Source organism: Rothia sp. LK2492, from assembly GCF_040946345.1.
In the GTDB taxonomy this organism is placed as follows: domain Bacteria; phylum Actinomycetota; class Actinomycetes; order Actinomycetales; family Micrococcaceae; genus Rothia; species Rothia endophytica.
Window position 1 is genome coordinate 374929 of record NZ_JAYWLX010000001.1, and the last position, 18848, is coordinate 393776.

Sequence of the window (18848 nt, forward strand, 5' to 3'; positions counted from 1 at the left end):
TTTGACAAATAAAATTAATAAAAGTAAGGCCCTCAAACGAGCAAGCGTTTGAAGGCCCTACTGTTTTATGTATCAGGACTACTCCGAGTCAGCTTCGCGGGCGTCCTCAGCCTCAACCTGCTGCTCGGCAACCTTGTTGGCGATTTCAGCTTCGGGAACTGCGGGAACTTCCTCAGCCTCGTCCTGCTTGAAAGCCTTCTCAAAGCTGGCGCTATCCAGCTCACCCAGGGGCGCTGAAGAGAAGATGAACTTCTGCAACTCGCCTTCACCCTCGACATCCACAGTGATCTTCTCACCGGGCTTGATCTCACCGAAGAGAATCTTCTCTGACAGGGGATCTTCGAGGTTGCGCTGCATCTCACGGCGCAGCGGACGGGCACCCATCGAGGGGTCATAGCCCTTGGTCGCCATAAGAACCTTCGCCTTATCGGTCAGCTCAATGGACATGTCCTGCTCACGCAGACGCTCAGCCAGGCGGGCAACAAAGAGGTCAACAATCTGCAGAATTTCGGTCTCGGAGAGCTGCGGGAAGACGATGATATCATCCACACGGTTGAGGAACTCGGGGCGGAAGTGCTCCTTGAGCGACTCCATCACCCGGCCCTGCATGCGCTCGTAGGAGCCGGCGTCATCGCCCACCTGCTGGAAGCCGACAGGCACACGGCGCGCCATCTCACGTGAACCCAAGTTGGTGGTCATGATGATAACGGTGTTTTTGAAGTCCACCACGCGACCCTGAGAGTCGGTCAGACGACCGTCCTCAAGAATCTGCAGCAGTGAGTTGAAGAGGTCAGCGTGAGCCTTTTCAACCTCATCGAAGAGCACCACGGAGAAGGGCTTGCGGCGCACCTTCTCGGTCAGCTGGCCGCCCTCTTCGTAGCCCACGTACCCGGGAGGGGCACCGAAGAGACGAGAAACGGTGTGCTTCTCCTGGTATTCAGACATGTCCAAGGTGATGAGGGCATCTTCATCGCCGAAGAGGAACTCTGCCAGGGCCTTAGCCAGCTCGGTCTTACCGACACCGGTGGGGCCGGCGAAGATGAAGGAACCACCGGGACGCTTGGGGTCTTTCAGACCAGCGCGGGTGCGGCGGATGGAGCGGGAGAGCGCCTTAATAGCGTTCTCCTGACCGATGATGCGCTTGTGTAGCTCGTCTTCCATCTTGAGTAGGCGGTCGGTCTCTTCCTCGGTAATCTTGTAGACGGGCACACCGGTAGAGGCAGCCAGGACATCGGCGATAACTTCGGGGGTAACCTCACCGAAGGCGTCGCCGGCATTGCGCCAGGTCTTCTCGGCTTCGTCCTTCTCAGCAATCAGCTTCTGCTCTTTATCGCGCAGGTCTGCTGCCTTCTCAAACTCGTTAGCGGCGATAGCCTCTTCTTTTTCGCCCTTGATCTTTGCGATACGCTCTTCAAGCACCTTAATCTCGGGCGGAGCGGTCATGCGCTTGATGCGCAGGCGAGCACCGGCCTCATCAATCAGGTCAACTGCCTTATCGGGCAAGAAGCGGTCTGAGATGTAGCGGTGAGCCAGGTTAACGGCGGTCTCAATGGCCTCATCGGAGATAGTGACGCGGTGGTGCGCCTCGTACTTATCGCGCAGGCCCTTGAGAATTTCAACAGCCATTTCGGGAGCCGGTTCGTCCACCTGGATAGGCTGGAAACGGCGCTCAAGAGCCGGGTCTTTCTCAATGTGCTTGCGGTATTCATCGAGAGTGGTTGCACCGATGGTCTGCAGTTCACCGCGAGCCAGCATAGGCTTAAGAATAGAAGCAGCGTCGATAGCGCCTTCGGCGGCACCAGCACCCACCAGGGTGTGAATCTCGTCGATGAAGAGGATGATGTCACCGCGGTTGCGGATCTCCTTGAGTACCTTCTTCATGCGCTCTTCAAAGTCACCACGGTAGCGTGAACCTGCCACCATAGAACCCAAATCCAGGGTATAGAGGTGCTTGTCTTTGAGGGTTTCGGGGACGTCCCCAGCAACAATAGCTTGAGCCAGGCCCTCAGCGACAGCGGTCTTACCCACGCCGGGTTCGCCAATCAGCACGGGGTTGTTCTTGGTACGGCGGGAGAGCACCTGCATGACGCGCTCCATCTCCTTGAAGCGCCCAATAACGGGATCAAGCTTACCTTCGCGTGCAGCAGCGGTCAGGTTACGGCCGAACTGGTCCAGGATGGCTGAACCGGCGGGAGTGCCTTCGCGTGAGTTACCCGCCCCAACACCGGCGGCTTCCTTGTTGCCTTCAGAGCTGTTGCCAGGGTATCCCGAGATGAGATCCATAACGGTCTGGCGCACCTTAGCAGGCTCAGCACCCAGCTTCGACAGAATCTGGTTGGCGACGCCTTCATTGGCACGCACCATGCCCAGCAGAATGTGCTCGGTGCCAATGTAGCCGTGGTTGAGCTGAATAGCCTCACGCATGGACAGCTCGAGAATCTTCTTGGCGCGCGGAGTGAAGGGAATGTGCCCGCTGGATGCCTGGGGGCCAGAACCGATGATTTCCTGCACCTGCTCCCGGACAGCCGTCAGATTCACTCCCAGTGATTCCAGTGCGCGGGCAGCAATGCCTTCGCCTTCATGAATCAGACCGAGCAGAATGTGCTCAGTACCGATGTAATTGTGGTTGAGCATGCGTGCTTCTTCTTGAGCAAGCACGATTACTCGGCGAGCGCGGTCAGTAAACCGTTCAAACATTGAACACTCCTTGGAAACGTATTATTACCCCAAAGATTACGCGTCTTTGTAAGGGCGCGGGGGGCTGTTCGCCAGGGAATGAACTGCGTTCGCCAACAAAGTAAAATGAGCCGACTTTGAGGGAAAAAGGTAGATTTCACGCACCGGACGTTAGAGAGGGAAGATTATATTGGTCGAATGCCGGTGAACACCCAATGGTGGCAGCAGATTTATTTCAATCGCATATTTAAAACCAAAGCCTGGCGAATCTCTGAGTAACCCCCTGCTTCCACTATTTACCTATCGCCTCTAATTCCCAGGGGATACACTCATTAAAGCCCCCACTATAATGAGAAAGCTAATCCCTTGCTGACATATACAAAGGTGGGTATCCCCTTATCAGGGGATACCCACCTTTAGTATGAGACGTTAAACCCTACTTATCTTTTTTAGCAGCGTAGTAAGCGTCCTGAATTTCCTGGTGAATACGGCCACGGCTTGATACCTTGTAACCGTTCTCCTGTGCCCACTGACGAATTTCAGCGATTTCAGGGTTGCGCTTAGTAGTACCTACGGTGGTACGTGAACCGGCGGGACGGCCGGGCGCTCGATTGCCCTGTACACGGCGAGCCTTGGCAGCGAAGGGGCGGATTGCGTCGCGAAGACGAGCCGCATTAGCGCTGGACAGATCAATTTCAAATGATCCACCATCTAGTCCAAAGCGAACGGTTTCGTCTGCGGGGCCGCCATCAAGATCATCTTCAAGAATAATCTTTACTTTCTGAGCCACTACTATCTCCTCATATAAATAATCCAGTGATTAAGGCAAGGAACCCTTATGAACGCACAAGAACCGAAAACGGGATGATTCGGTAAAAGTTTAGAAACAAGTTAACAGGAGAACCTATATCATTCATTAATATACACCGAGAGAATAAAAATGGGAAATGAGGGAAAATTTTACCGGTAAATTATTTACTTTCTTTGCCGGCACCAAAAGGGTCTTTAGTGCCTTTATCTTTCTTGACCGCTTCATACCATGCCTCAGCGTCCTTTTGAATATCGCTTTTAGCCGCACGTTCTGTGCGGTCAGCTCGGCTAATCCACCGCAAGATGAAGTAGAGGCCCAAGCCCGCCCCAATAGAGGGAAGAAGCCCGATAAAGAATTCCATGGTGACTCTTTTCCTTAGTGTTTCGCTCCTACCAATCTACCGTGAACACAAAAATATCGCCCATCGGTTAGAGCCAATGGGCGATATTTATAGGTGCTTCTCAGCCTGACTTACTCGGCTTCAGGCTTCATCAGTGGGAAGAGAATGGTTTCACGGATACCCACACCGGTGAAGAGCATTACGAGACGGTCAATGCCCAGCCCCAGGCCGCCCATGGGGGGTGCTCCGTGTTCCAGAGCGCGTAGGAAGCCTTCGTCCAGCTGCATAGCTTCGTCATCGCCGCCGGCTGCCAGCTTGGACTGCTCAGTGAGGCGTTCACGCTGAATCACGGGGTCAATCAGCTCAGAGAAAGCGGTGCCGCGTTCCATGCCACCGATGATGAGGTCCCAGGCTTCAATCAAACCAGCTTCACTGCGGTGCTGGCGTGCCAAGGGCTGCGCGGAGGGCGGGTAGTCATAGACGAAGGTGGGGTTAATGAGAGTAGGTTCTACAATCTCACCAAAGAGCTCGACGACCAGTTTCTCAGCGTCCCACTTGGGATCAACGGCAACCTCGTGCTGTGCAGCAATTGCGCGCAGTTGATCGACCGTGGTCTCGGGGGTGATTTCCTGACCCACTACCTCTGACAGACCGGGGTAAACACCCAGCCACTTCCACTCACCGGTCAGGTCAATGGTGCCCGCCTCGGTTTCAATCTGGTGCACACCCACGGCATCAGCGCAGGACATGATGATTTCCTTCATGCGCTCAGCCATCACGAACTGGTCAGCATAGGCTTCGTAGCACTCCAGGGTGGTGAACTCAGGGCTGTGGGTTGAGTCCACACCCTCGTTACGGAAGACACGGCCAATCTCGTAGACGCGTTCCAGGCCACCCACCGCTGCACTCTTAAGGAAAAGCTCGGTGGCGATACGCAGCGTCATGGGCTGATCAAAGGCATTGAGGTGGGTGGTGAAAGGGCGGGCAGAAGCGCCACCGTGAATCAGCTGAAGGATAGGGGTTTCCAGCTCAGTGTAGCCGCGCTTATTCAGCACATCGCGCACGGTCTGGGTAATCTTGGCGCGCTTGAGCACAATCTGACGAGCCTCATCGCGCACCATCAAATCGAGGTAGCGCTGACGCACGCGGGTTTCATCGTTCAACTCAGAGTGAAGGTTAGGCATGGGGCGCAGTGCCTTGGAAGCCATCTGCCAGGAGTCCGCCATGATGGAGAGCTCACCGCGGCGAGAAGAAATCACCTCACCGTGAACAAAGACGTGGTCACCCAAGTCAACCAGGGCCTTCCAGTCAGCCAGCGCCTCTTCGCCCACACCGGCCAGAGAAATCATGGCTTGAATACGGGTTCCATTACCCTGCTGCAGAGAGGCAAAGCAGAGCTTGCCGGTATTGCGCACAAAGACCACACGGCCGGCGACACCCACCAGCTCACCGGTCGTCTGGTCTGCCTCCAGCTTGCCATCATACTTCTCGCGAATCTCGGTGATAGTGTGCGTTACCGGCACACCCACCGGGTAGGCCTCACGGCCAGATTCAAGCAGTTTGGCGCGCTTGTCCAGGCGAATCTGCATCTGCTCTGAGACATCGTTCTTTTCGTGCACAGTAGTGCCCTGTTCAGTCAATGGTTTACCCGTTCTGAGGTTGGTGCAAAGGTGGTCTAGTTAATGTCCATGTTATCGATGAGGCGGGTGTTACCCACGTAGGCTGCTACGAGTGCCAGGACACGCCCCTGGTCGTCAACGGGAGCTTGGAAGGTGGCAGGGTCAATCACTTCAAGGTAATCAAGACGCACGCCGGGGGTGCTGTTGATGGCCTCACGCGCTTCGTCCACGGCGGTATCGGTAAGGACGCCGGTGATGTACTTTTCGCGCAGGTGCGCCAGGGTGCGGGAGAGCACCAGGGCAGCTTCGCGGTCCTCAGGGGTGAGGTACTGGTTGCGAGAAGATAGCGCTAGCCCGTCATCCGCACGCACGATGGGTACAGGTTTGATGACCACATCGTGGTTGAAATCGGTGACCATGCGCTGCATCAGGGCCAGCTGCTGGGCGTCCTTCTGCCCAAAGTAGGCATTCAGGATAGCGCCCTCGGTCAGCGGCTTGAGAATATTGAAGAACTTGTTAACCACCGTCAACGAACCGTCAAAGTGCCCGGGGCGGGTTCTCCCCTCAAGGAGGTGACCCAGCTCGCCGGAGGACACCGTAATACGGGGCTGACCACCGGGGTACATTTCTTCAACCGTAGGGGCAAAGATAACATCCACTCCGGCTTCTGCTGCCAGCGCGGCGTCCGCCTCAAGGGTGCGGGGGTAGAGGTCGAAGTCTTCATTGGGACCGAATTGCAGGGGGTTCACAAAGATGGACAGCACCACCACGTCATTCTGCTCGCGGGCGCGGCGAATCAGGGTGGCATGCCCCTCATGCAGAGCACCCATGGTGGCGACGTAGCCAACGGTCAGCTGCTTTTTTGAGCCCATCTGGGCGCTTAGCTGGCTGGCTGCACTGGTGCGCGCTAGGAGCATCTCGTTACCAAGATCAGCGATGGTGTGTGTAATAGCGGGTTGGCTCATCACGACTGTGAGAGGTCCTTTCACTGGACGACAGGCTCTAGTTTACCGTCAAAGCTGCAAGCACACTATTGTACTGCTCATCGGTGAGCGCCCCGCGGCGGTGGGCACGTTCGGCGGTAGCGCGTGCCAAGGCCAGGTAAGCAGAACTGATGTCGCCCGCTTCTTCCTCTACCGCGAAGCCTGCCAGGGTTTGGGCGTGTGCAGCCACCGTGTGAGCGTCCCCGCGGGCCACGGGGCCAGTGAGCGCATTTTCTCCCGCTGATAAGGCGTTATCTAAGGATGCTCGCAGCAGAGGTTCAAGGTAACGAGCGGGATCTTCTACCCCGATAGACCGCAGAATCTGCAGGGACTGACCGGTGATAGTGACCAGGTGATTAGAAGCGTGAGCGAGGGCAGCGTGGTAGAGCGCCCGGTCTCCCTCAGCAATCTGGACCGGCTCACCACCCATCTCAACAGCTAGCGCCTGGGCAATGGGCAGGAAGGGAGCAGGGCCGGTGACACCAAAACTGGTGGTTTTGAGGCGGGTGAGGTCAAGGGACAGCCCGGTGAAGGTCATGGCCGGGTGGATAGCCAGACCGATAGCACCGCACTCTTTAGCGGGGGCCAGCACATCGGTACCGTGGCGTCCGCTGGTATGAAGAACAATCTGCCCCTGCTGCCAGGCTTTAGTTTCTGCCAAGCCTTTGACCAGGGAGGGCAGTGCGTCATCGGGCACTGCCAAAAGAACCACTTCACTGCGTTCAACAATCTCGGGGATAGCCAACACCGGGACGCCGGGCAGCAGCGCCTCAGCGCGGGTTTGGGAGGCTTCAGAAACAGCGTGCACCCCCACGATAGCGTGACCGGCTGCACGCAATGCGGCCCCTAGAACTGCTCCCACTTTCCCGGCGCTAATAATGCCTATACCCAGACGGGCAGGTTTCAGGGGATTCACGGGCGGCCTTTCGGTGGCAGGTGCAGATGCCCCACCATTCTACGCGCAGGCGGCAGGCTAGCGGGCAGAGCGCAGGTGCTGCACGGTTCGCGCTACCAGCAACGCTGCGGGTACTAGTAGCGGAGCAGCACCACCAAGCATGAAGGAAGCCGTTATACCCACCAAAAGTCCCACGGTTTTTGCGGCAGCGATAATGGGTTCAAGGGGTACGGTCAGCCCCTCAATGGTGGTGACGGTGAGGTCGTAGTTGAACTGGGTGGGCGGGTTTACCTCGCCCAGTGCTATCGCAAGCCCAAAGAGCAGTCCGCCCAAAGCTAGCTGCAGAGGTAGCTGAAAAACCAGTGCCATGGTCAGCACGTAGACAGCTGTAGCAACACCTGATCCTGACGCGAACCCCAGCAGGGTGCGAAAGTAGGGAGCCCCCAGCCACTGGCGCAGAGCCTGGTGGGAGGCCCACTCACGGGTCAGCCAGCGGTAGAAAGAGGCCACAGCCCATGTGCCCAGTGCGATAGCAGCCCCCGCTCCGAGGGCACCGAACCCCACTCCCAGGAAGATAGCAAAAGGTAAGCTGACCAGGGCGGTGAGCATCAACGGTAAGAGGCTATCCGCCAAGGCCGCTAGCGAAAGTCGCACCGCCGAGGCTGAGCTCAACCGGCGGCGGGTACGGGAACTTTCCGAGCCATAGTAGCGGTAACCATCAGGCCCGCCCACATTGTGCAAAGCATAGAGCAGCGTTGAACTTCGGCCGTATGCCGCCGTTGCTGCGCGCCATTCCAGCGGGGTGCGCGCCGTTCGGAGGGCTAGGGCTAAAGAACCCACCATCGCCGCCAAGACCCAGCCGCCGCTAAGGAAAGGCACGAGGTTCAGCCTTACGCCAGCCCCTAAGCTAGTGGTGGTCAGCAACACCACAACCACCCCAAGGGTAAAAGCACCTGCCGCCCACAGCAAGAGGGGCAGCTTTCTGCCCAGCAGTTGGCAACCCAGTGCTCCCTGCATAAGAACCGCCCCGAAGAGCAGAGTTGCAAGGGCTGTTCCCACCAGCCAGGCAGCTGAAAAAGGAGCAAAGATTGTGGCGAGCAAAGTGGAGACCAGCCCCCAGGACGCCAGCACCGCCCAACTGTCGGTGCGTCGCCAAAGATTGCGTACTGGCAGGCGGCCGGTAAAACGCCAAAAGAGGTCAGAGGATGAATAAGCCACCGGCCCCAGAAGGTAGAGGATGCAGGCAAAGGCAGCACTGGAAATCAGTAGGGCACCGGCAAAGAAGGGGAGGGCCTGCTGATCGGTGAGGGTGAAGTAAAGGTAAGTACCGCGAACATTGCGAAGCCCGTAGGCCATAGTGGCTGCAATAGCGAAAAATACTGCCACGTAAAAGAAAGAATTGTAGACCTCTACGAAACGGTCCCCGCGGCTGCGGGCGACCGATAGGGCGCTCACGCCCGGCTCTCTTCTTGGTTCAGAGGGAAACGCAGATTGACGGTACCCGCTATTTCATTGAGCAGCGGGTCATGCGTAGCAATGCAGACCATATCGCCGATGTCCGTAACCCGCCGATCAACCCACTCGGTTATCCACTGCACCCCGGCTGAATCCAACCGTTTTTCGGGTTCGTCCAGAAAATAGTAGCGAGCTGGGCGTACCAGCAGGGATGCTAGGCGCGAGCGCTGCTCCTGCCCAGAGCTTAGGGTGTAGGGCTGCCGGTCGTAGGCCTGGGGCACGCCCAGCTCTTCAAGGGCCTCGCGGGGACTGTAGAGATTCTCGGGGTCAGTGCCCAGTGCCTCGTTAATTTCTGCGGCAGACCGCGCCATCATCTCAAGGTGTTGCCCCACGGTCACCCCCGGTAGCCATCCAATAGCGTCATTGATACCAAAGACCTGGGTGCGGAAGGGCAGGGAAGAGGACTTGACCGACGCTCCATTCAAAAGCATGTGTCCCTCGGTCAGCTCTTCTTGCTGCAGCAGACACTTCATGAGGGTCGATTTGCCCGAGCCATTGGGGCCGGTCAGGGTGTAGTAGGTGCCGGGATGCAACTGCACCGAGGCGTCCTCAAAAACCAGGTTCTCTTTAAAGGCCTTCTTGGCAGCAAGTAACTCAATCAAGGGCTGTCCTCCGCCCTGCCTGTGAGCGAACACCCGGGGCAGCCAATACCTGGTTGGCATGGACGCCCAGCTGGGCCTGGCGTACCAGCAGGGCACGCGCCGTTTCAGTGTCCACCAAACTCAGCTCGGTTCTGCCCACCATAGCACCGGCGGCAGTAACCGTTAGATCCGCGTAGCCGAAGCGTTTGCCCACAGGCCCCTGTTTCAGTTCAAGCTGCTGAATTTTCGCGTGCGGGGTAATGCTCAACCGCTTGGTGGTCATGCCCCCGCGCACCAGCAGCAGGGCGGGAGTCAGCGAAAAGGCGTTACGGCTGATGGCAAACCAGTCAATGCGGGAGCAGGCAGTAAGTTGCGCTGCTGTGAAACCGTGCCCGCTGCCCTTAGCGTCCAGACCAGCATGCAACTGCTCGGCAGAAGCTCCACCGCGCGTCTCATCGAGAACGACCAGAGGTAGGATGCGCAGCAGGTCAGCTCGCGTGCCGACCGGCAGTAACTCACCCGCAAACGCAGTATTTTCGCCTTCGCCCTGTCCAGCCAAAGCAACAGATACCTTGTACCAGCCGGTCAGGCGCCAGAGCAAGGGCTGGGTAACCTTGACCGACTGGATACGCCCCTCGGGCAGAGTCTTTGTAACGGTATCGGTGAGGCCAAAACGGGTCTTCAGACCATCAGGGCTAGTCACCAGCCTGAAGTTCCACCCGGTATTCAGACGCTTCCAGAGAGCAGAAACCAGACCAGCAAACACCGCCATATTGGAGGCAAACAGTGCACCCATACTTACATCTGCCCACACCATAAGGCCACCCATAGTAACCACCATGAGCATGATAATGATGACCCCTAAGGAGAGGAACATGGAACCCAGCAGCCTGCCTACCGGCACGTGCACAATCTGTTGCTCGCCCTCACCACGTACCCCTCTGAAATTCTCGGTGACGTGCTGAGCCAGGCGCTGACGCAGGTGGTGTTCCCCGGCCTGGACACCAGGTGCAGAGTCAGGGTGCCCAGGTTCTAGCTGGCTACCAGCCGCGCTAGGCTTCGAGCCTGATTTCAAGTCCCGCACTTGGACCAGCAGTTCATCGCGCAGCCTGCGTGCTTCTCGGTAGCTAAGATACTGCACCTGCAAAGCTGATCCAGCGCCGTCCGCTACATCGAACTTAAGTTCAGCAAGCCCCAGTATGCGGGCGACCAGGGGCCGGCTGACGTCAATGGACTGCACCCGGTCAAGGCGGGCCTTGCGCTCAGTCTTGAAGAGCATGCCGCTCTTGACGTAAACGTTGGAGGTATCCACCGCGAACCGGTAAAAAAACCAGGTCAGGAAAAAAGGAACCAGTAGCAGCAGAAAAACCAGCACCGCCGCTACCGGAAGCCAAAAACTCCCAAAGAGGTGCAACCATGCCAGCATGCCGGACTCAGGCGGGCGAACCGTCGCCAAATCCTGGAAGGTCAGGGAATCATCGCCCCTAAAGAAGTCTTCAACAGCGGGGCGCACAATCCCCAAAAGGAAGGCAACGATGATCAGCCAGGACCGGACCAGGGGTGAGAGCGGGTGCGCCCGGCGCCAGGTCAGAGTTTTTTCTTGCTCCTGATTGAGAGGTTCATCTGAGTGTGCTGTGTTTTCAGGTTTTGTAGCGCTCACCTACAGGCCCACCATCTTGGTATCAGATAGGTCGGTCAAAATTTCACGCAGCCGCTGAGCCTCTGCCCTATCAAGCCCGGGAAGGACCGTGCTGGCTCCGCCGGCCGTTTTGATGTCGAGATGGCTAAGACCCACCATGTTCTCAACAGGCCCGGAGCTCACGTCAATGAACTGGATACGGCCATAGGGTACCGCTCGCACTTTACGGAACATGATGCCCTTGCGGGTCAACAAGTGCTCAGCACGTTCGCTGTAGCCCAAGGCACGCACCTGGCGTCTGACAATAATGGTCAGCCAGATTTGCCACACCACCATCACCGCGGCCAAAGATACCGATAGCCACAGGGGCATATTCCACCAGCCCAGAACCTCAGTAAATAGCAGGGGAAGGCAGGCTAAAGCAATCATGATGAGCGACCAGATAGCCCGAGAAATCATACGCACTTTGAGGTACTTAGGGGACACCCGCTTCCATTCAATGTCGGCGGGGTCGATGAAATCCTTGCCCAGACCGTCTAGGTCAAGCGGAGGCAGAGTGGGGGTAAAAGCTGGGGAGCTAAAAGTCTCAGTCGCCTGGGCTTGCTGCCAAGGTGTTGCTACAGCGGGAGGACGTACAGCCTGCCCCTGGTCATTATCTTCGATCAGCCTGTTCTCAGTCATGGAAGCGCTCTCTACCTAGTAACTCATCAACCTCAGTGTTCATTGTTCCATAGGCATGTAATCTGGCGAAGAAAATAATCTGTCGAAGAAGGCTACTACTTACTTTCGCGGTTCGCTAGGGGCCCGGTCTGCGGCAGGCCCTCACCCAGACCCGTGCCGCCGCGGTCTTCATCATCACCGGGAGGGATTCTGCACATGTTTACTGCGATGAGGCCGGAAACCATCATAAAGAGCCCTGCCACCATGGAGATAGCTGATTCTGCGAGCGGCCAGGTAGAAGCGCGGCTGCTCATGAGGCCAAGTTGGAAGACCAGGATAGCCAGTTGCCAGCCCATAACCAGTGCGCCGGTCAAAGCCAGTGCCTGCGCAAAAACCACGATGCGGGCAGCTAGCAGGGCATTCATGTTGCCCGCCTGGCTGCGGGTTTCACGTTTGCTGAACTTACTGACCTGGCTAGCCAGATAAAGAACTGCGCCGCCAATCAGGAGAGCTGCCACCCAGATGAGGGCGGGCAGAGAAAGCTCCGGCCCCCCATTACGCACGCTCAGCGAATTAACGATGGCGCCGGTGGCGGCTCCACCGGCAAGGGCGAGCGCCAGTACGCGGGGCTTCAGGTTCACGCGCACACCACTGGGGCTGGGCGAAACTCCCTAATCCCTTCCGCGTCAGGGGCTACATCCGCTAGTTCACGTACAGAGGATCCCATGAGTTGGGCGGCTGGGTCCATACGGGCCCAGGGTTCAAGCACGAAAGCGCGCTCGGCGGCGCGGGGGTGGGGCAGGGTGAGGTCGGGATCGTCCATCTCGAGGGAGGCAATATCGATGATGTCGATGTCCAGAGTGCGAGGGCCCCAGCGTACCTCTCTGGTGCGGTGGTGCTTCTCTTCGATGCTCTGGCAATACTCCAGGAGCATGAAGGGCCGCATAGCTACCGCTATCTCAATGACCATATTGGTGTAATCCGGTTGACCGGCGGGGCCACCCACGGGTGCAGTAATTGCAATCGGTGAAACTCGGGTGATCTCAATCTTCTCGTGAGCAGCAAGATCAGCAACAGCCTGAGCCAGGGTATCTTCACTAGCACCCAGGTTTGACCCCAGCGCAAGAACAGCTTTAACGGGCATGATTCTCCCTAAAAATTGTGACCGCAACATCTGCGAAGGTGACTTCGATAGGAGCATTAGGCTTATGCACCGTTAGTTCCACAGCATCCAGCGGAAAACGCTCCAGCACCGTCTGCGCGATGTTCTCTGCCAGGGTTTCAATCAAATCTAAGGAATCACCGGTGACGATTTCGCGGATCACTTCAGCGACCTCAGCATAGTTGACGGTATGAGCGACATCGTCGGTAGAGGCAGCTTGGGCAAAATCGGTGAACATGGTGATATCGACGAAGAAGGGCTGCCCTGTTTGTTTTTCGGTATTAAGCACACCGTGATAGCCGACGCTACCCACGCCGGTCAGCGTGATACGGTCGGCACGCGAGTAGTCCCTGCGGGTGAAATCGCTAGATGATTCGTGAACGTGCATGGCCACCTTTCACCGGGGTCAGTGGGCACCATCGTTGGTGTCTTGCTCTAACAATTATCCACGGTGCTTAGGCTACTTGAGCTACTAGTAATTCGTGCTTTTAAACATGATGTATTCAAACTCTGCCGATTTTCTGCGGAAACTCCCAGCTTACTGAGTTCCATATCACTCATGAAGGAGGTTAAGGTCACAAACACTTTTTCTTTTGTGAAGCGTTTATTTCAGCGGTGAGAAGTATATTTCTTTAACCTATTCGGCGCCCTGTTGCCAGGCAGACCTCACCGTTAGAGCGTCCACGGTGGCACGCACGTTATGCACCCGCACCGCCCAAGCCCCGGCTTCCGCCGCCATCAGGCTGAGGGCGGCGCTGGCGACGTCGCGGTCAGCCGGCGCACGCTCAGCCACCTGATCCACGGGTTGACCCGCGGACGCCGCGTCGCTGGCCTGCACAGCAGCGGCGATAAAACGCTTGCGGGAGCCAGCCACCAGAACCTTATGCCCCTGGGCAACCAGGCCCTCAATACTCGCCAAAATTTGCCAGTTCTGGTCCCCGCGTTTTGCGAAACCGGGGCCCGGGTCAAGGATAATTTTTTGGGGTTCCACTCCCCCGGCCAGGAGGCGCTGCCGCAAGCCCAGCAGTTCAGCGGTCACCTCATCAGCAACCCGACCGTAAGTCGCCTGAGAATCCATGGTCTGGGAGGTGCCCCGAGCGTGCATGAGGATGTAAGGAACCTTTAACTCCGCTACCACTTCGGTCATATCATCCCGCAAACTCATACCGGCCACATCGTTAATGATGTGGGCACCGGCGGCCACAGCTGCCCGAGCTGTTTCTGGGTTGAGAGTATCGACACTCATCACAACCCCCTGCGCTGCCAGCGCTTCAATCACGGGTAGCACCCTGCGCTGCTCTTCAGACAGCGGGACGCGCACCGCACCGGGCCGCGTAGACTCGCCGCCTACATCGATGATGTCAGCCCCCTGCTCTACCAGATGCAAAGCGTGAGCTACAGCCGTCTCGGTCGTGGCGTGCAGGCCACCGTCAGAGAAAGAATCCGGGGTGACATTGAGGATGCCCATCACCAGAGTTCGGTCGGTAGGCAGAGCTTCAAACGTGCCGTGAGCGTGCGGTAAATTCATGTCTCCAGTTTAGGGGTGGCAGGTACCTGGTGAGAACCTACCTGGGTTTACAATGCTGTTTATGCCTTTATCAATGCGACAGTACAGGGCACTCAAAGGTCTTTTGAGTGCCTCTTTTATGCTGTTCTCATCCCTCTGCATGCACTTGCTTGCAGGAGGCAGCCTTCACACCCACCCGCTCCTCTAGATGCCGACCTGGGCACTGGCTATTCCCCTCTGCGCAGCGTTGGCGGCAATATTTCTGACATGCGAAAAGCCTTTGGCTGGCAGACCCCCAGCGTCACCAAGACCTTGGAAGCAGCCCCCGCGAGCAGCGATGCCCACGCCGACCACGGCGAGCATTCCAGCCACGGGCACTCACAGCAGGACAGGGCGTCCGCTGTCTCTTATGACGCTGTGCTAGCCCTTGCCTAGGAAGTCAATGTTGATTCGCAGCAGGTAATTATCAAGCCTGCGGCGGATCAGGGTGCCACCTGGATTGTGCAGGAGAACCAGCGCTCTTACCCCACGATGGTTGACTCGGTAGGCTTTTAGGGCGGTGCCACTTTGGGCTTGGGTGACTCTTGGGCTGAGTTTCTTGCTGTTGGGTCTGGCGTTGCCGGTCTTTGGTGTTTCCTTGCTGCTCATGCTGGGTTTGGACGCCGCACTCTACCAGCGTGAAAAGCGGGCCGGAGCTTCCATCGGCTAACCCTTCCGCCTGAACTCTTGCCCATCGTTTATCGATATGCCACACTAGAGCATATCGATAAACGATAGGCTTTTTGATTCAGAGAGGAATGTATGCCACCAGACCAAGAACACCAGATTAGGTGCAACCTTGACCGGCTTCTAGAAGAGCGAAACCTGAGCCTGGTTGAGCTCTCCCAGCAGGTGGGCGTATCGGTTGCCAATCTGTCGGTGCTCAAAAATAACCGGGCTCGCGCCGTCCGCTTTTCCACCCTCACCGCCCTCTGTCACGTCTTAGCCTGCAGTCCGGGCGACCTCTTCACCTATAACGACCAAGGAGCCTCCTGATGGGAAAACTCAAAAATTACCTGGGGCTGGACGCCGGCAATAAGAACCAGCCAGAAGAGCATAACTTCAGCGTCGCCTACATCTACACCGGTTTCGCTATCTTCATGATCCTTGGGCTTGCCCTCATGCAGTGGCCTGAGCAAGGAATCCCCTCACCCCTGCACCGTTTCAACCCTGAGCTCACCGGCGGCACCCACTGGGTGAGCGCAGAGAATCTCAGCCAGCTCACCGTAGTGGCTGCATGGGCTGGGTATGCCTGGAAGTTTCTGGTCTATCTAGCCACCGCGGTGCTGCTGCACCGGGTGGCTAAAGCCTTCTACCGGAAGGCTGACTTCACCGTTACAGCCCTGGCAACCCTGCGAGCTGTACCCATCGTCCTGCTGGCCGGAATGATTGGCTACTCAATTTTCGCTGAGGTAGTAGCTTTTGGCGTCAGCAGGGCCTACGCTCTGGGCTCCCTGCAGAAAGAGACAACTTTCTTCTCAGACCAGGGTGTGGTGACCATTCTCTTTATTGCGGCTCTCTTCTTCATCGAAGGTGCGCTGCGCCGGGGTCTGGCCCTGCAGGAGGACACCGACGCCACCATCTAACAGGTGCTCTTGGTGCTAAGGCACAACGAAAAGGGCCGGTTTGTTGCTACAAACCGGCCCTTTTCCAATATTCAAGGCTAAGAAGCGTTAATAAGGCTCATTGCCTCAGCCCGGGTCGCCGGGTCACGCAGGGCACCGCGTACTGCCGAAGTCACGGTCTTAGTGCCGGGCTTACGCACGCCGCGCATCGACATGCACATGTGCTCAGCCTGCATGACCACAATGGCACCTAAAGGAGCCAGATGCTCTTCAAGGGCCTCAACCACCTGGGTAGTCAGACGCTCCTGAACCTGAGGGCGCTTAGCGTAGAGATCCACCAGACGTGCCAGCTTAGATAGGCCGGTTACTTTTCCGTCGTCACCGGGAATGTAACCAATGTGCGCTGTTCCGTAGAAGGGCACCAGGTGATGCTCGCAGGTGGAGAAGAAGGGGATAGCCTTGACCAGCACCATCTCGGAATGGTCAATGTCAAAAGTTGTTCCCAGAATATCTCCGGCATCCATATGCAGACCGGCAAACATCTCGTCGTAGGCACGTGCCACGCGGGCAGGGGTATCTAGGAGACCATCCCGCTCGGGGTCTTCCCCAATTGCCAGCAAAATCTCGCGTACTGCGGCCTCGATACGAGGCTGATCCACCGCCATTAGCGCTGCCCTCCGAGCGGGTCCACATCGGGGGTGCCATCAGGACCAGCTGCGCCGGGGTGGGGTGTGCCATGGTCCATGGGATCAACCACCGGCTGCTGCACAATACCCTCAACGGGAGCACCCTCAGACTCTTCATTCTCACCCTGATTTGCCTCAGCACGTTCGCTGGGGGCTAGTACAGGGGGGATGTTGGTCTTCTCGCGGGTGTCCTTGGAGTACCAGTGCTCACGCTCAGGGCGCTTGCGTACGTTAGCAAAGATTTCTGCCAGATCCTTTTCTAGCAGGGTTTCCTTCTCCAGCAGAGTCATAGCAAGAGTATCCAGCACGTCACGGTTCTCAACCAGAATCTGGAAAGCCTCGTCGTGGGCACCCTCCAGCAGGGCCTGCACCTCGGCGTCCACAATGGCAGCCAGAGCGTCGGAATACTGGTTGCCACCGCCACCGCCGCCACCCAGGAAGGGATCAGCTTCTTTAGCGACCAGGCGAACCGAACCTACCTTGGCGCTCATGCCGTATTCGGTCACCATCTTACGCGCGGTGTCGGTTGCCTTCTGAATATCGTTGGACGCACCGGTAGAGGGGTCGTGGAAGACGACCTCTTCAGCCGCGCGGCCACCCATGGCGTAGGCCATCTGATCCAGCAGTTCGTGACGGGTGGTGGAGTATTTATCGTCCTGCGGCATGACCATGGTGTAACCCAGGGCGCGGCCACGGGGCAGAATCGTAATCTTAGTGACGGGTGCCGAGTTACGCAGGGCAGCAGCAACCAGGGCGTGGCCGCCCTCGTGGTAGGCGGTCACCTTACGATCGTGCTCGTTCATGATGCGGGAAGAACGCTGAGGGCCGGCCATGACGCGGTCAATCGCCTCATCAATGGCACGCTCATCAATGACATTACCGCCATCGCGGGCCGTCAGCAGGGCCGCTTCATTCATGACGTTAGCCAGGTCAGCACCGGTAAAACCGGGAGTACGCTTAGCTATTGTTCCCAGGTCAACACGGCGATCGATGGGCTTACCTGCGGCGTGCACCTCAAGGATGCGCTGGCGTCCTGCCATATCGGGGGCGTCCACGCCCACCTGGCGGTCAAAACGGCCGGGGCGTAGCAACGCGGGGTCGAGCACATCGGGGCGGTTGGTCGCCGCGATAACGATGATGTTAGAGGTGCCGTCGAAGCCATCCATCTCAACCAGCAGCTGGTTAAGGGTCTGCTCGCGTTCGTCATTACCGCCACCCATGCCGACGCCGCGCTGGCGGCCCACAGCATCGATTTCGTCCACGAAGATAATGGCAGCGGGGTTCTGCTTGGCTTCCTTGAAGAGGTCGCGCACGCGGGAGGCACCCACACCTACGAACATTTCAACGAAGTCAGAACCTGAAATGGAGAAGAAGGGCACGCCGGCTTCACCAGCAACGGCCTTAGCCAGCAGGGTTTTACCGGTGCCGGGAGGGCCGTACAGCAGAACACCCTTGGGAATCTTCGCGCCCAGACGGGTGAACTTCTCAGGCTCAGCCAGGAATTCGCGCACCTCTTCAAGCTCAGCCAGAGCCTCATCCACACCGGCAACATCGGCGAAACGCACGGTGGGGTTGTCCTTGTTGAACTTCTTAGCCTTTGACTTGGAGAAGTTCATGATCTGAGAGCTGCCACCGCCCATGCGAGACATCAAGAACCAGAAGAGAGCTACCAGAATGAGGAAGGGCAGCATGAAGGACAGCATGGAGGTAAACCAGTTGGTCTGCACCGGCTGATCCGTGAAGGATTCCAAGCCGGCATCGTCCATAGCCGCCACCACATCATCAGCGCGGGGCTCAACATAGTAGAAAGAAACGGACTTGCCCTGGTTTTCACCAGAACCATTCACGTAGTCATCCTTGAGCTCAAGATCCACGCGCTGATCGCCGTCGTAAATCTTGGCGCTGACCGCCTTATCGTCGTTCAGCAGCCCCAGGCCCACGTTGGTATCAACCTGGCGTGCTGATGAGAAGCTGTTAGCAAACAGCATGGGGACCGCAATGAGCACGGCAAGAAGAACCCAGAACCAGGGCCCTGAAATCAGCTTGCCAAAGAACCCCTTCTTCTTGCCATCAGGGGTGTTATCCGTTTTTTGCGTCAATGCCGTGCCTTCCACATCTGACGGGGCTAGGCGAGCCCAACCACTTACATTTTCTATTGCCGCCGCGAACG

General features: G+C 57.5%; 20 protein-coding genes. 4 read left to right on the forward strand and 16 right to left on the reverse strand.

Going from position 1 to position 18848, the window contains the following annotated elements; all coding sequences use genetic code 11:
- Positions 1-78: 78 nt before the first annotated feature.
- The 14 genes from VVR27_RS01755 to folP form a co-directional block, all read right to left on the reverse strand.
- Positions 79-2697, reverse strand: a complete 2619-nt coding sequence (locus tag VVR27_RS01755) for an ATP-dependent Clp protease ATP-binding subunit (protein WP_368546795.1) — start codon at positions 2695-2697, stop codon at positions 79-81.
- Between the two features lie 415 nt (positions 2698-3112).
- Positions 3113-3466: an Lsr2 family protein gene (locus tag VVR27_RS01760; protein WP_345443608.1), complete on the reverse strand. Its 354-nt coding sequence runs from the start codon at positions 3464-3466 to the stop codon at positions 3113-3115.
- Positions 3467-3647: 181 nt separating this feature from the next.
- On the reverse strand, positions 3648-3848 hold the full coding sequence (locus VVR27_RS01765) for a hypothetical protein (protein ID WP_345443605.1): 201 nt from the start codon (positions 3846-3848) through the stop codon (positions 3648-3650).
- A 110-nt stretch (positions 3849-3958) separates the two neighbouring features.
- A complete protein-coding gene (lysS, locus tag VVR27_RS01770) occupies positions 3959-5416 on the reverse strand; it encodes a lysine--tRNA ligase (RefSeq protein ID WP_345445721.1) in 1458 nt (485 codons plus the stop codon).
- A gap of 86 nt (positions 5417-5502) precedes the next feature.
- Positions 5503-6411 (reverse strand): pantoate--beta-alanine ligase, encoded by a 909-nt coding sequence (panC, locus tag VVR27_RS01775; RefSeq protein ID WP_409349918.1) that lies wholly within the window; start codon positions 6409-6411, stop codon positions 5503-5505.
- 37 nt (positions 6412-6448) lie between these two features.
- Complete coding sequence (locus VVR27_RS01780; protein WP_368546796.1) at positions 6449-7345, reverse strand: Rossmann-like and DUF2520 domain-containing protein; 897 nt, start codon at positions 7343-7345, stop codon at positions 6449-6451.
- Positions 7346-7402: 57 nt separating this feature from the next.
- Complete coding sequence (locus tag VVR27_RS01785; protein ID WP_368546797.1) at positions 7403-8779, reverse strand: hypothetical protein; 1377 nt, start codon at positions 8777-8779, stop codon at positions 7403-7405.
- Positions 8776-9441 carry an ATP-binding cassette domain-containing protein gene (locus VVR27_RS01790; protein WP_368546798.1) on the reverse strand — a complete coding sequence of 222 codons (666 nt, stop codon included), beginning with the start codon at positions 9439-9441 and terminating at the stop codon, positions 8776-8778. The genes VVR27_RS01785 and VVR27_RS01790 overlap by 4 nt, the downstream gene beginning before the upstream one ends.
- Entirely contained in the window at positions 9434-11080 is a 1647-nt protein-coding gene (locus VVR27_RS01795) for a PH domain-containing protein (RefSeq protein ID WP_368546799.1), read from the reverse strand. The genes VVR27_RS01790 and VVR27_RS01795 overlap by 8 nt, the downstream gene beginning before the upstream one ends.
- Entirely contained in the window at positions 11081-11740 is a 660-nt protein-coding gene (locus VVR27_RS01800; RefSeq protein WP_368546800.1) for a PH domain-containing protein, read from the reverse strand.
- Positions 11741-11835: 95 nt separating this feature from the next.
- The gene (locus VVR27_RS01805) at positions 11836-12360 is read right to left on the reverse strand and encodes a DUF3180 domain-containing protein (RefSeq protein WP_368546801.1); all 525 of its coding nucleotides are present in this window, start codon (positions 12358-12360) and stop codon (positions 11836-11838) included.
- Positions 12357-12863, reverse strand: coding sequence for a 2-amino-4-hydroxy-6-hydroxymethyldihydropteridine diphosphokinase (gene folK / locus VVR27_RS01810; RefSeq protein ID WP_346872593.1), 507 nt, complete (start codon positions 12861-12863; stop codon positions 12357-12359). Before folK ends, VVR27_RS01805 begins: the two co-directional genes overlap by 4 nt.
- Positions 12853-13269: a dihydroneopterin aldolase gene (folB, locus tag VVR27_RS01815; RefSeq protein WP_251379503.1), complete on the reverse strand. Its 417-nt coding sequence runs from the start codon at positions 13267-13269 to the stop codon at positions 12853-12855. Before folB ends, folK begins: the two co-directional genes overlap by 11 nt.
- Positions 13270-13518: 249 nt before the next feature.
- Complete coding sequence (folP, locus tag VVR27_RS01820; RefSeq protein ID WP_368546802.1) at positions 13519-14409, reverse strand: dihydropteroate synthase; 891 nt, start codon at positions 14407-14409, stop codon at positions 13519-13521.
- Between the two features lie 246 nt (positions 14410-14655).
- On the opposite strand from folP, the gene VVR27_RS01825 reads away from it, so the two are divergent.
- The 4 genes from VVR27_RS01825 to VVR27_RS01840 all read left to right on the forward strand — a co-directional run bounded on the left by VVR27_RS01825 (position 14656) and on the right by VVR27_RS01840 (position 16013).
- The gene (locus VVR27_RS01825; protein ID WP_368546803.1) at positions 14656-14823 is read left to right on the forward strand and encodes a hypothetical protein; all 168 of its coding nucleotides are present in this window, start codon (positions 14656-14658) and stop codon (positions 14821-14823) included.
- 142 nt (positions 14824-14965) lie between these two features.
- On the forward strand, positions 14966-15097 hold the full coding sequence (locus VVR27_RS01830) for a hypothetical protein (protein WP_368546804.1): 132 nt from the start codon (positions 14966-14968) through the stop codon (positions 15095-15097).
- A 92-nt stretch (positions 15098-15189) separates the two neighbouring features.
- Positions 15190-15423 carry a helix-turn-helix domain-containing protein gene (locus tag VVR27_RS01835; protein WP_368546805.1) on the forward strand — a complete coding sequence of 78 codons (234 nt, stop codon included), beginning with the start codon at positions 15190-15192 and terminating at the stop codon, positions 15421-15423.
- Positions 15423-16013 (forward strand): hypothetical protein, encoded by a 591-nt coding sequence (locus VVR27_RS01840; RefSeq protein ID WP_368546806.1) that lies wholly within the window; start codon positions 15423-15425, stop codon positions 16011-16013. Before VVR27_RS01835 ends, VVR27_RS01840 begins: the two co-directional genes overlap by 1 nt.
- A gap of 77 nt (positions 16014-16090) precedes the next feature.
- On the opposite strand, the gene folE is transcribed toward VVR27_RS01840, so the two are convergent.
- Both folE and ftsH read right to left on the reverse strand, forming a co-directional pair.
- Positions 16091-16657: a GTP cyclohydrolase I FolE gene (gene folE / locus VVR27_RS01845; protein ID WP_368546807.1), complete on the reverse strand. Its 567-nt coding sequence runs from the start codon at positions 16655-16657 to the stop codon at positions 16091-16093.
- A complete protein-coding gene (ftsH, locus tag VVR27_RS01850; RefSeq protein ID WP_368546808.1) occupies positions 16657-18777 on the reverse strand; it encodes an ATP-dependent zinc metalloprotease FtsH in 2121 nt (706 codons plus the stop codon). Before ftsH ends, folE begins: the two co-directional genes overlap by 1 nt.
- Positions 18778-18848: the final 71 nt, after the last annotated feature.

What these genes read in the sequence shown, in the direction of transcription:
- VVR27_RS01840 (WP_368546806.1), top strand. Translation starts at nt 15,423, where the DNA reads ATGGGAAAACTCAAAAATTACCTGGGGCTGGACGCCGGCAATAAGAAC.
- VVR27_RS01835 (WP_368546805.1), top strand. Translation starts at nt 15,190, where the DNA reads ATGCCACCAGACCAAGAACACCAGATTAGGTGCAACCTTGACCGGCTT.
- folK (WP_346872593.1), bottom strand. Translation starts at nt 12,863, where the DNA reads ATGCCCGTTAAAGCTGTTCTTGCGCTGGGGTCAAACCTGGGTGCTAGT.
- folP (WP_368546802.1), bottom strand. Translation starts at nt 14,409, where the DNA reads ATGAATTTACCGCACGCTCACGGCACGTTTGAAGCTCTGCCTACCGAC.
- lysS (WP_345445721.1), bottom strand. Translation starts at nt 5,416, where the DNA reads ATGCAGATTCGCCTGGACAAGCGCGCCAAACTGCTTGAATCTGGCCGT.
- VVR27_RS01755 (WP_368546795.1), bottom strand. Translation starts at nt 2,697, where the DNA reads ATGTTTGAACGGTTTACTGACCGCGCTCGCCGAGTAATCGTGCTTGCT.
- VVR27_RS01765 (WP_345443605.1), bottom strand. Translation starts at nt 3,848, where the DNA reads ATGGAATTCTTTATCGGGCTTCTTCCCTCTATTGGGGCGGGCTTGGGC.
- panC (WP_409349918.1), bottom strand. Translation starts at nt 6,411, where the DNA reads ATGAGCCAACCCGCTATTACACACACCATCGCTGATCTTGGTAACGAG.
- VVR27_RS01800 (WP_368546800.1), bottom strand. Translation starts at nt 11,740, where the DNA reads ATGACTGAGAACAGGCTGATCGAAGATAATGACCAGGGGCAGGCTGTA.
- folB (WP_251379503.1), bottom strand. Translation starts at nt 13,269, where the DNA reads ATGCACGTTCACGAATCATCTAGCGATTTCACCCGCAGGGACTACTCG.
- folE (WP_368546807.1), bottom strand. Translation starts at nt 16,657, where the DNA reads ATGGCGGTGGATCAGCCTCGTATCGAGGCCGCAGTACGCGAGATTTTG.
- VVR27_RS01825 (WP_368546803.1), top strand. Translation starts at nt 14,656, where the DNA reads ATGCGAAAAGCCTTTGGCTGGCAGACCCCCAGCGTCACCAAGACCTTG.